The organism is Pseudomonas sp. 21615526 (assembly GCF_013386245.1).
Classification (GTDB): domain Bacteria; phylum Pseudomonadota; class Gammaproteobacteria; order Pseudomonadales; family Pseudomonadaceae; genus Aquipseudomonas.
Genome location: NZ_JACAOM010000021.1, coordinates 12,131 through 24,177 on the forward strand (window position 1 = coordinate 12,131; position 12,047 = coordinate 24,177).

The 12,047-nt window shown below is 63.3% G+C and carries 11 protein-coding genes; 10 read left to right on the plus strand and 1 reads right to left on the minus strand.

The annotated features are described in order from the left end of the window. The first annotated feature begins 104 nt into the window (after positions 1-104). From HX786_RS08450 to HX786_RS08485, 8 genes are all read left to right on the plus strand, one after another. The gene (locus tag HX786_RS08450) at positions 105-1,184 is read left to right on the plus strand and encodes a serine hydrolase (protein ID WP_178911935.1); all 1,080 of its coding nucleotides are present in this window, start codon (positions 105-107) and stop codon (positions 1,182-1,184) included. Next, positions 1,181-1,495 (plus strand): amidase, encoded by a 315-nt coding sequence (locus HX786_RS08455; RefSeq protein ID WP_177021695.1) that lies wholly within the window; start codon positions 1,181-1,183, stop codon positions 1,493-1,495. Before HX786_RS08450 ends, HX786_RS08455 begins: the two co-directional genes overlap by 4 nt. Before the next feature lie 129 nt (positions 1,496-1,624). Continuing rightward, entirely contained in the window at positions 1,625-2,800 is a 1,176-nt protein-coding gene (locus HX786_RS08460) for a M20 aminoacylase family protein (RefSeq protein ID WP_008430881.1), read from the plus strand. A 56-nt stretch (positions 2,801-2,856) separates the two neighbouring features. After that, positions 2,857-4,167, plus strand: coding sequence for a citrate-proton symporter (locus tag HX786_RS08465; RefSeq protein WP_178904112.1), 1,311 nt, complete (start codon positions 2,857-2,859; stop codon positions 4,165-4,167). Continuing rightward, positions 4,164-5,606 carry an amidase gene (locus tag HX786_RS08470; RefSeq protein WP_178904111.1) on the plus strand — a complete coding sequence of 481 codons (1,443 nt, stop codon included), beginning with the start codon at positions 4,164-4,166 and terminating at the stop codon, positions 5,604-5,606. Before HX786_RS08465 ends, HX786_RS08470 begins: the two co-directional genes overlap by 4 nt. 64 nt (positions 5,607-5,670) lie before the next feature. Next, entirely contained in the window at positions 5,671-6,441 is a 771-nt protein-coding gene (locus HX786_RS08475) for a helix-turn-helix domain-containing protein (protein ID WP_003209157.1), read from the plus strand. Positions 6,442-6,601: 160 nt separating this feature from the next. Then, positions 6,602-7,183: a YceI family protein gene (locus HX786_RS08480; RefSeq protein WP_008430888.1), complete on the plus strand. Its 582-nt coding sequence runs from the start codon at positions 6,602-6,604 to the stop codon at positions 7,181-7,183. Between the two features lies 1 nt (position 7,184). Next, on the plus strand, positions 7,185-8,342 hold the full coding sequence (locus HX786_RS08485) for a phosphatidylserine/phosphatidylglycerophosphate/cardiolipin synthase family protein (RefSeq protein WP_178911936.1): 1,158 nt from the start codon (positions 7,185-7,187) through the stop codon (positions 8,340-8,342). A gap of 128 nt (positions 8,343-8,470) precedes the next feature. Here HX786_RS08485 and bglX read toward each other — a convergent pair whose 3' ends face one another. Further along, positions 8,471-10,762 carry a beta-glucosidase BglX gene (gene bglX, locus HX786_RS08490; protein ID WP_177010036.1) on the minus strand — a complete coding sequence of 764 codons (2,292 nt, stop codon included), beginning with the start codon at positions 10,760-10,762 and terminating at the stop codon, positions 8,471-8,473. 214 nt (positions 10,763-10,976) lie between these two features. Here bglX and HX786_RS08495 point away from each other — a divergent pair, with 214 nt between their 5' ends. Continuing rightward, positions 10,977-11,585: a LemA family protein gene (locus tag HX786_RS08495; protein ID WP_003209150.1), complete on the plus strand. Its 609-nt coding sequence runs from the start codon at positions 10,977-10,979 to the stop codon at positions 11,583-11,585. Beyond that, a partial coding sequence (locus tag HX786_RS08500) for a YgcG family protein (protein ID WP_178911937.1) occupies positions 11,585-12,047 on the plus strand: 463 nt, incomplete at its 3' end. The genes HX786_RS08495 and HX786_RS08500, both read left to right, overlap by 1 nt.

Genomic DNA, 12,047 nt, shown 5'->3' on the forward strand with positions numbered 1-12,047 from the left:
GCCATCACCCAAATAACGGATATGTACTCACCCAAGGGTCCGTAACAAAACCGTCATCCCCCTGGGCTAGGCTCGCGGGCTTGAATGCCCCCGAGTCCCAATCCATGTTCAAAGGCCTCCTATACGCCGCGCTGCTGTTCACCCTGACAGCCCACGCCGAAACCTGGCCGGAGAAGGAATGGTCCCAAGGCCAGCCCCTGACCGGCCCGGCCGCCAAGGCCTTGGACGACTACGCCTTCCCACCCCGCGACGACACCACCCGCAAAGGCGTCCGCACCGACGCCTTGCTGGTCATCCGCGACGGCCAGATCATCTACGAACGCTACGCCGCCCCCACCACCGCCAGCACCCCGCACCTGACCTGGTCCATCAGCAAAAGCCTGATGGCCACCGTGCTCGGCGTGGCCTTCGGCGAAAACCGCTTCAAACTCACCGACCCCGCCGCGCGCTTTTACCCGCCGATGAAACAACACCCCGGCGTGACCATGGCCGACCTGCTGCACTGGGCCTCGGGCCTCGACTGGCAGGAAGACTACGAATACGCCCCGCTGAAATCCTCGGTGGTCGCCATGCTCTACACTCGCGGCCACCACGACATGGCCGAGTTCGCCGCCGACACCGCGACCTCCAGCGCCCCCGGCCAGGCATTCCGCTATTCCAGTGGCGACAGCAATATCCTGTCCGCCACCCTCAAGGGCATGCTCGGCCACAAGGCCTACGTCGACTACCCATGGACCGCCCTGTTCCAGCCACTGGGCATCCGCAACGCCACCTGGGAAAGCGATGCCGAGGAAACCTTCGTCGCGTCCTCATATGCCTACCTCACTGCCCGCGACCTGGCCCGTGTCGGCCTGCTGATGCAGCGCGACGGCCGTTGGGGCGAGCAACAATTGCTGCCAAAGGAGTGGGTCGCGTTCAATCGCCAACCGTTCGACAAGTACAAGGCGGGCCAGGACGAAGCCGTTCCGGGCGGCCAATGGTGGCTCAACCGCGAAGTGCAGGGCGCCGCCAGACCCTGGCCGGACGCGCCCGCCGACACCTTCGCCGCCCTCGGCCACTGGGGGCAGGCGCTCTACGTGATGCCCGAAAAACAGCTGGTCATCGTGCGCTACGGTGACGACCGCGACGGCAGCTATCGCCACAACGAACTCCTCAAGCGCGTCCTTGCAGCGGTGCAACCATGATCCGCCGTCATCCCTTCGTCAGTCTGTTGATCCTGCTGTTACTCGTGTTGCTCGGCTGGGTCTGGCACGAGCGGGTCAACCTGCAAGCCTTCCCCGACATCATCGCGGCCTACACCGCCAAGGAGTACTGCTCCTGCCGATATGTGGAGGGCAATCCCGCTGATTATTGCCAGGGTTATGTGAAGCAATACGTGCCCACCAGCGCCTTCACCGACAACCCTGAAAAACACCTCGTGACCGCCAGCGGCCTGGGCCGCGCCCACAGTGCCCAATGGCTGGGCCAGCGCGAGGGCTGCCGCCTCTTGCCCTAATGCAGCCACAGGTGGGGCTGAGGTTCCACAGGGTGGAACCACCTTTGATTGTTCTCCTGCGCACATCGCGGTTATCTGGCGGTGTGCAACGAAAAAGAACGGGAACACCCGCCTGCGAGGAGAATCACCATGAGCCCACACCAGCACATCCTGGATTGGCTGAGCGATGTCGCCAGCGACCTGCACGCCGTGCGTCAGGACATTCACGCCCACCCCGAACTGGGCTTTGAAGAAAACCGCACCTCCGCCCTCGTGGCGCAATCGCTGCGTAACTGGGGCTACGAAGTCCACACCGGCATCGGCCAGACCGGCGTGGTGGGTGTGCTGCGCAATGGCAGCAGCTCGCGCAAGCTCGGTATCCGCGCCGACATGGACGCGTTGCCGATCATCGAAAACACCGGCGCCAGCTACAGCAGCCAACACGCCGGCTGCATGCATGCCTGCGGTCATGACGGCCACACCACCATGCTGCTGGGCGCCGCGCGTTACCTGGCCGCGACCCGTCAATTCGACGGCACCCTGAACCTGATTTTCCAGCCCGCCGAAGAAGGCCAGGGCGGCGCCGAAGCCATGCTCGCCGACGGCTTGCTGGAGCGGTTTCCCTGCGACGCATTGTTCGGCATGCACAACATGCCGGGCTTGCCCGCCGGCCATCTGGGCCTGCGCGTTGGACCGATGATGGCCTCCCAGGACCTGCTCACCGTGACCCTCGAAGGCGTCGGTGGCCATGGCTCCATGCCGCACCTGACGGTCGACCCGCTGGTGGCCGCCGCCAGTATGGTCATGGCATTGCAGACCGTGGTGGCGCGCAATATCAATGCCCAGGAAGCCGCCGTGGTGACCGTCGGTGCCCTGCAAGCGGGCCAGGCGGCCAACGTGATTCCCCAGCAAGCACTGTTGCGTTTGAGCCTGCGTGCCCTGGATGCAAACGTGCGTGAACTGATGCTGGAGCGGGTCAAGGCGATCATCCTGACCCAGGCCGCGAGCTTCGGCTGCACCGCGCAGATCGAACATCGCCCGGCCTATCCTGTGCTGGTCAACCATCCCGAAGAAACCGAATTCGCCCGCCAGGTCGGCGTCGCCCTGCTGGGTGAAGGTGCCGTCGACGGCAACACCACCAAGCTGATGGGCAGCGAAGACTTCGCCTGGATGCTGCAACGCTGCCCCGGCAGCTACCTGTTTATCGGCAACGGCGTGTCGCGGCCGATGGTCCACAACCCCGCCTATGACTTCAACGACGACATCCTGTTGACCGGCGCCGCCTACTGGGGCGCGCTGGCCGAGAGCTGGCTCAAGCCCGCCTGACGACCTCTTTTTTCTGCCGCTGGACCCTTTTCCGACTGGTTGAATGGAGTGTTCCCATGCAGGCTTCAAAACAAGGTGTATCCCGCACCCGCCAGGTGGTGGCGGCGGTGATCGGCAATGCGCTGGAATGGTATGACTTCATCGTCTACGGCTTTCTCGCCAGCATTATCGCCCGGCAGTTTTTCCCCTCGGAGGATGAATACGCCTCGCTGCTGATGGCCCTGGCCACCTTTGGCGTCGGCTTCTTCATGCGCCCGGTGGGCGGGATTCTGCTGGGCATGTATTCGGACCGCAAAGGCCGCAAGGCTGCGATGCAACTGATCATCCGGTTGATGACCATCTCCATCGCCCTGATCGCTTTCGCCCCCAGCTATGCTGCCATCGGCATGGGCGCGCCGATGCTGATCGTGGTTGCGCGCATGCTCCAGGGCTTTGCCACCGGCGGTGAATACGCCAGTGCCACGGCGTTCCTGGTGGAGAGCGCGCCGGCCCATCGCAAGGGCCTGTACGGTTCCTGGCAGTTGGTGGGACAGTGCCTGGCGGTGTTCGGCGGCGCGGCGATGGTGGCGTTGGTCACGCACTTCTTCGAGCCGCAAACCCTTGAAGTCTGGGGCTGGCGCCTGCCGTTCATCTTCGGCTTGCTGATCGGCCCGGTGGGCTTGTGGATCCGCCGGCACATGGAAGACCCCGAGGAATTTATCGAGGCACGCAAACAGGCCAAGGGTGCGGCGCCGAGCTTGATGGACGTCATCCGCGACCACCGCCGCAGCATCTTGGTATCGATGGGCCTGGCCTGTGGTGCAACGGTGTCGTTCTACGTGGTGCTGGTGAACATGCCGACCTTCGCCCACAAGAACCTCGGCCTGCCGTTGGACCAGGTGTTGATGGTGCAGATGTTCGCGGTGGCGCTGATGACCGTGGTGATTCCGCTGTCCGGCCTGCTGTCGGATCGGTTCGGTCGGCGCCCGGTATTGATGGCGTTCACCCTGGCGTTTTTTGTGATGGTGTACCCGCTGTATGTGTGGGTCGCGGCGGCACCGTCCATCGAGCGTTTGCTGGTGATGCAGGTGATGTTGTGCACTGCCATCGGCGGCTTTTTCGGCCCGGCGCCGACGGCCCTGGCCGAGCAGTTTCCCATCGAAGTACGCTCCACCGGGGTGTCGGTGGCTTACAACGTGGCGGTGATGGTATTCGGGGGCTTTGCGCCGTTGATCGTCACCTGGCTCAGCAAGGTGCTGGGCACGCCGGTAGCCCCGGCATTTTATGTGCTGTTCGCTTGCGTCCTGACGCTGCTGGGCACTTACTGCATGCATGAGGCGCCACAGGCGAAACGACCGGCGCCGTTTTCCAGCGAGGTGAAACCTTGAGTATTGTTGAACTGGATGCCATCGAACTGTCTCGGGCGATCCATGCGCGGCAGGTGTCCTGCCATGAAGTGATGCAGGCGTATCTGGCCCAGGTCGAACGCTTCAACCCGACGGTGAATGCGCTGGTCTCGCTGCGCTCCCATGAGGACGTGCTGGCCGAAGCGGCGCAGCGTGATCGCGAGTTGGACCAAGGCCAATCCCGTGGCTGGATGCACGGCATGCCCCAGGCCATCAAGGACCTGGCGGCGACCCAGGGCCTGCGCACCACCCTCGGTTCGCCGCTGTTCGCCGAGCATGTTCCTCAAGAAGATGCGATCAGCGTGGCGCGGGTTCGGGCCAGTGGCGCGATCATCATCGGCAAGACCAACGTGCCGGAATTTGGCCTGGGCTCGCAGACCTACAACAGCGTGTTCGGCACCACCGGCAACGCCTATGACCCGCGCCTGGTGGCCGGTGGCAGCAGCGGCGGCGCGGCGGTGGCGCTGGCATTGCGCATGCTGCCGGTAGCGGATGGCAGCGACATGATGGGCTCGCTGCGAAACCCTGGGGCATTCAATAACGTATTTGGCCTGCGTCCGTCCCAGGGTCGGGTGCCTCACGGGCCGGCGCCGGAGCTGTTCGTCCAGCAACTGGCCACGGAAGGCCCGATGGGTCGCAGCGTGGCGGATGTGGCGCGGCTGCTGAGTGTGCAGGCCGGCTATGACCCTCGGGTGCCGCTGTCGCTCAAGGAGGATCCGGCGGTGTTGGGTGAGCCATTGCAGCGCGACTTCAAGGGTGCACGCTTGGGCTGGCTCGGGGATTACAACGGTTACCTGCCGATGGAAGACGGCGTGATGAGCCTGTGCGAATCGGCCCTCAAGGACTTCGCTGCGCTGGGTTGCGAGGTCGAGCACTGCCAACCGGAATTTTCTCTGGAACGCCTGTGGCAGACCTGGCTGGTGCACCGCCATTGGCTGATCCAGGGCTCCCTCGGCGCGGCGTACACCGACCCGCAAAAACGTGCACTGCTCAAGCCGGAGGCGCAATGGGAAGTGCAGGGCGGATTGCAACTGAGTGCGGCGGACGTTTACCAGGCTTCGATCAACCGCAGCGACTGGTACCGCGCCCTGGGCAAACTGTTCGAACGTTACGATTTCCTGTTGCTGCCCACCGCCCAAGTGTTCCCTTTCGATGCACAACAAGCCTGGCCACGCCTCGTCGCAGGGCGCGAGATGGACACCTACCATCGCTGGATGGAAGTGGTGATCGGCCCCACCCTGGCCGGCCTGCCGAGCATGAACGTGCCGGTGGGTTTCAACCCCCGGGGCTTGCCCATGGGCCTGCAGATCATCGGCCCGGCCCAGGCGGACAGGACAGTGTTGCAACTGGCGTACGCCCACGAACAACTGACCCGCTGGGTGCAGCGGCGCCCACCCGCTTGCCTCTCGGCGACCGGTTGAGCCGCGACGGGCCTGTATCTTGCTGTGAAATCAGATCATCCATCGGCATCAAGGAGATCGACACATGGGCAGCGACGCCGAGACGGGAACCGTACGCTCAGTAGGGCGGGCACTGGCGATCATCGAATTGCTCGGCGAGCATCAGGCGCTGGGGCTGGAAGAGTTGCATTACCTGACTCACCTGCCCAAGGCCACGGTCTCGCGGATGCTGCTGACCTTGCAGGAACAGGGCTGGATCTATCGTGGGCTCAGCGACCGGCGTTACCGCCTGCGGGCCAGACGGTTGTTCGGCGACACCCAGCAACGCTTCAAGCGCCAACTGGTGGAAAGCGCCGCGCCGTGGCTGCTGGACCTCAGCGAGCGCACCGGCCTGGTGGTGGACCTGTCGAGCTTCGACGGCGAACGCCTGGAGGTGATGGAAAGCGCGATCCCCACGGTGCTGCGCAAGCTCTACCCGAACAATTGCCAGATCGTCGGCCAGCACGCCAGCCTGTTTCATTCGGCCATGGGCAAGGCGTGCCTGGCGCAATTGTCGGCGGATGAAGTGCAGCGCCTGGCCGGTCGTGAGCATGTGGCGGAAGACGATCAATACCGGGCGTGTGAACAATCCCAGCACCAGGGGTTTGGCCAACGCACCGAAGGCTATTGGGAATATCCGGTGCGCCTGCCGTTCCTGATTCGCGCGGTGGCCTTGCCGGTCCGGGCCAATGGCCGGTTGGTGGGCAGCATGGCGCTGCATTGGCCGATGGATCAGGCACCGGTGGAACGGGTGCTGAGCCTGCACCTGGCCAGCCTGGAGTCGACGATTCGCGATGTGCAGCAGGCGTTGGCCTGACCACCGTTCCCCCGTAGGAGCGAGCTTGCTCGCGAAGAACTCACAGGCACCGCGTTCATTCAGAATGCCCGCGTCATCGTTGGCAACCTTCGCGAGCAAGCTCGCTCCTACAGGAGGTCTTTGTTACTGTTCGCCCAGGTTTTTTGCCCCAAGAGTCTTTATGTCCCTGTTCAAACCCATGGCCTTCCTGCTGCTGGCCGCTGCCGCCGTGCCTGCCCATGCCGACTGGTACCTGGACAACGAGTCCTCGCGCCTGTCGTTCGTCACCACCAAGAACACCGACATCGCTGAAGTGCAGCGCTTCCTGGTGCTGCATGGCAAGGTCGACAGCAAAGGCGCGGCGCAGCTGGAAGTCGAACTGGAGTCGATCAACAGCGGCATCCCGCTGCGCGACGAGCGCATGCGCAATGAGCTGTTCGAGATCAAGACCTACCCGGACGCGGTGATCAATGCGCAGATCAACCTGCAACCGATCAACGACCTGGCCCCCGGCGCGCAATACGAGCTGCGCCTGCCGCTGTCGGTGACCCTGCACGGCAAGACCCAGACCTACAGCACCGAATTGCTGGCGACCCGCCTGGATGACCGACGCTTCCAGGTGGTCACCCTGGAGCCATTGGTGGTGCACGCCGAGGATTTCGATTTGCTGCCGGGGGTAGCCGCATTGCGCAAGGCCGCCGGGCTGTCGCAGATCAGCCTGTCGGTGCCGGTGGGTGCGGTACTGATTTTCACGGCGCGCTGACATGAGCGGCGCAGTGTTCCCGTGGCGCAGCGCCAACCGTTTCGAGCTGATGGTCGACGGCCCGAGTTTCTTCCCGCGCATGCTGGAAGGTATCGCCCAGGCAGAGCAACAGGTGGCGCTGGAGCTGTATCTGGTGGAGGCGGGCACGTGTGCCGAGGCGATGGTTCAGGCCCTGGTGGCGGCCGCCGAACGTGGCGTGCGCGTACGTTGCCTGTTCGATGACTACGGCAGTCTGGCGTTTACCCTGGGCCTGCGTCGGCGGTTGATCGACGCCGGGGTGGACCTGCGATTCTACAACCGCCTGAGCTGGCGCCGCTGGATGCGCAACCTCTATCGGGACCACCGCAAGCTGTTGTTGATCGACCAGACCATCGCCGTGGTCGGCGGCACCGGCGTGACGGATGAATTCTGGACGCCCGGGGAAGACACCGCCGATTGGCACGAAGTGATGGTGCAGATTCGTGGCCCGCTGGTGCTGGATTGGCAGGCGTTGTTCGACCGTCAGTGGCTGGCGAACGACGATCGTAGAGCCTGGAAACCGGCCACGCATTTTGGCCTGCCACGGTTGCCCAAGGTGCCAGCGACAGGACCGGGGCTGGGGCGTGTGGCCTATGCCGACGCCCGCCAGCATCGGGATATCTTGCAGTCACTGATCCGTGCGCTGAACAGCGGCCACCAGCGTATCTGGCTGGCCACCCCGTATTTCCTGCCGACCTGGAGCGTACGGCGTGCCCTGCGCCGGGCGGCGGGGCGCGGGGTGGATGTGCGTTTGCTGTTGACCGGGCCACGTACCGATCACCCGTCGGTGCGGTATGCCGGGCACCGTTACTACCCGCGTTTGCTCAAATCCGGGGTGCAGATCTTTGAATACCAGCCGTGCTTCCTGCACTTGAAAATGGTGCTGGTGGACGATTGGGTGAGCATTGGCTCGTGCAACTTCGATCACTGGAATCTGCGCTTCAACCTGGAAGCGAACCTGGAAGCGTTGGACCCGGAATTGACGTTGGCAGTGGTGGGGAGTTTCGAGCGGGATTTTGCCCTGAGCCAGGCGGTGAGCCTTGAGGCATGGCAGTCGCGGCCATTGTGGCGGCGGGTGAAGCAGCGGGTGTGGGGGTGGATTGATCGGTTGGTGGTCAACCTGCTGGACCGCCGCGGATAAGCCAGAATACCCCAATCAAATGTGGGAGCGGGCTTGCTCGCGAAAGCGGTGTGTCAGTCACCTGATGTATCAACTGATCCACCGCATTCGCGAGCAAGCCCGCTCCCACATTTTGACCGGGCAAGACTTTAGAGCAGTTCGAAGCTCTGCTGCTTCACATCCTGCGAATCCAACCCGATCTGCACATTGAACTCGCCCGGCTCAGCCGCAAACTTCAGCTGGGTGTTGTAGAACTTCAAGTCTTCCTCGGTGATGGTGAAGTGCACCGCGCGCTCTTCGCCCGCCTTGAGCATGATCTTCTGGAAGTTCTTCAATTCCTTCACCGGGCGGATCATCGAGCCGGCCACGTCCTGGATATACAGCTGCACCACGGTTTCGCCATCGACCTTGCCGGTGTTTTTCACCACCACGGTGGCGTCGAGCTTGCCGGTCTTGTTCAGGGTGGTGGACGACAGCGCCATGTCCGACAGGCTGAAACTGGTGTAGCTCAAGCCGTAACCGAACGGAAACAGCGGCCCGGTGGTGTCATCGAAGTACTGCGAGGTGTAGTTGCCCGGCTTGCCCGGAGTGAACGGCCGGCCAATGCTCAGGTGGTTGTAGTAGGTCGGAATCTGCCCCACCGAACGCGGGAAGGTGATCGGCAGCTTGCCCGACGGGTTGTAGTCACCGAACAGCACGTCAGCGATAGCGTTGCCGCCTTCGGTGCCGGCGAACCAGGTTTCCAGGATTGCGTCAGCCTGTTCGTTCTCCTCGACAATCGACAGCGGACGGCCGTTCATCAACACCAGCACCAGCGGTTTGCCGGTGGCTTTCAAAGCCTTGATCAGGTCGCGCTGGCTCTGCGGGATGTTCAGGTCGGTGCGGCTCGACGATTCGTGGGACATGCCACGGGACTCGCCCACGGCGGCCACGACCACATCGGCGCCTTTGGCGGCCTTGACGGCTTCGTCGATCATGTCCTGGGACGAGCGCGGGTCATCCACAACTTCCGGGGCATCGAAGTTCAGGAAGTTGAGGTAGTCGACGACTTTCTTGTCGTTGGTGATATTGGCGCCACGGGCATAGATCACCTTGCCCTTGTCGCCGATCACGGCGTTCATGCCGTCCAGCAGGGTCACCGATTGCGCGGGTTTACCGGCAGCGGCCCAGCTGCCCATCATGTCGATCGGCGCCTTGGCCAGCGGGCCGACCAGGGCGATGGTCGCGTCCTTTTTCAGCGGCAGGGTGTTGTTCTGGTTTTTCAGCAGCACCTGGCTGCGGCGCGCCACGTCACGTGCGTCGGCGCGATGCAGGCGGCTTTCGGCGTAGGTGTCGGCCGGGTCATCCTCGGCCTTGCCGATGCGCAGGTACGGGTCGGCGAACAGGCCCATGTCGTACTTGGCGCCGAGCACTTCGCGCACGGCGTTGTCGATGTCGCTCTGTTCGATCTCGCCGGACTTCAGCAGGCCTGGCAATTCCTTACCGTAGAGCGAGTCGTTCATGCTCATGTCGATCCCGGCCTTGATCGCCAGCTTGGCGGCTTCACGCCCGTCCTTGGCCACGCCGTGCTTGATCAGCTCGAAGATCGCACCGTGGTCGCTCACGGCCAGGCCCTTGAAGCCCCAGTCCTTGCGCAGCAGGTCGTTCATCAGCCAGGTGTTGGCGGTGGCGGGTACGCCGTTGATCGAGTTCAGCGCAACCATCACGCCACCGGCGCCGGCCTTGATGGCGGCGTGGTAGGGCGGCAGGTAGTCCTGGTACATCTTGACCGGGCTCATGTCGACCACGTTGTAGTCGCGACCGCCTTCCACCGCGCCATACAGGGCGAAGTGCTTGACGCTGGCCATGATGCTGTCGGCCTTGGCCGGGCTGCTGCCCTGGAAGGCCTTGACCATCACTTCGGCAATGCGCGAGGTCAGGTAGGTGTCTTCGCCAAAGCCTTCGGAGGTACGGCCCCAGCGCGGGTCGCGGGAGATGTCGACCATCGGCGCGAAGGTGATGTCGAGGCTGTCGGCGGCAGCTTCCTGGGCGGCGATGCGCCCGGAGTGGCCGATGGCGTCCATGTCCCAGCTGGAAGCCAGGGCCAGGCTGATGGGGAATATCGTGCGGTGGCCGTGGATCACGTCATAGGCGAAGAACATCGGGATCTTCAACCGGCTGCGCATGGCTGCGTCCTGCATCGGACGGTTTTCCGGGCGGGTGATCGAATTGAAGGTGCCGCCGATGCGACCGGCGGCGATTTCCTTGCGGATCAGCTCGCGGGGCATTTCGGGGCCGATGCTGATCAGGCGCAATTGGCCGATCTTCTCATCAAGGGTCATCTGCTTGAGCAGGTCACTGACGAAGGCGTCCTTGTCCTTGAGCACTGCGGGCTTTGTTTCGGCTAATACGGAATGAGTGGCCAAACTGACAACAAGGCCCAGCAAACACAGCTTCTTCATGAAAATCCTTTCTCGCAGCCTTGGGACCGGAGAGCGTCTATTGTTGTTCGGGTGTTGTTCAGATAAATACCGCACACTTCTGAACTCTTATTGGCGCTGGGCATCTTTTAGCTGATTGGCACGATGCAATCCAGTGGGTGGTGGCGGATTATGCCCTAAGCCCGTGGCTAACGCGTCAGTCGGTAAATTTCATAGGTTTGGCAGGAGAAACACCATGCAAGCAGCACAAGGTTACCGTTGGGGCTGGAAGGCCGTGGCATTGATACTGGTGAGCACCGTGCTGAGCGGTTGCGGCATCAACAAGATCCCGACCCTGGACGAACAGGCCAAGGCGGCCTGGGCCCAGGTGCAGAACCAGTACCAGCGGCGCGCCGACCTGATCCCCAACCTGGTGGAAGTGGTCAAGGGCTACGCCGCCCATGAACAGGACACCCTGACGGCCGTGATCGAAGCGCGGGCCAAGGCCACCTCGATCCAGGTGGACGCCAGCACCCTCGACAATCCCGAGAAACTCAAGCAGTTCCAGCAAGCCCAGGACGGTTTGAGCGGTGCACTCAGCCGTTTGATGGTGGTGTCCGAGCGCTACCCGGACCTGAAGGCCAACCAGAACTTCCTGGCCCTGCAATCGCAGCTTGAAGGCACCGAAAATCGCATCGCCGTGGCCCGCCGCGACTTTATCCAGGCAGTGCAGGCCTACAACACCGAGATACGCACCTTCCCTGGCCGCCTGTGGCACAGCGTGATGTACAGCGACTTGCCGGTCCGCGCCAACTTCGAGGCCACGAGTGCCGATGCCGATAAAGCGCCGCAAGTGAAATTCTGATGGGCAAGCGCGCTTGGCTGATGGCGGCGGTGCTGCTGGCCTTCAGCCTGACCGCCCAGGCCGCCCTGAATTTCCCGGCCCTGACCGGACGGGTGGTGGACAACGCCCAGATGATCGACCCGGCCGTGCGTGCGCAGCTGACCCAGCAGTTGCAGGCGCTGGAGCAGACCAGCGGCGACCAGATCGTGGTGGTCACCGTGCCCGACCTGCAAGGCGTGCCCATTGAAGACTTCGGTTATCAACTGGGCCGCGCGTGGGGCATCGGCCAGAAGGGCAAGGACAACGGCGCCCTGCTGATCGTCGCCCGGGATGAGCACAAGATTCGCATCGAAGTGGGTTATGGCCTGGAAGGCGTGCTCACGGATGCGCAGTCCTGGGTGATCATCAACCAGGTGATCGCCCCGGCGTTCAAGGCGGGCAACTACAGCAAGGGCATCAGCGACGGCGTGGCGGCGATGCTGC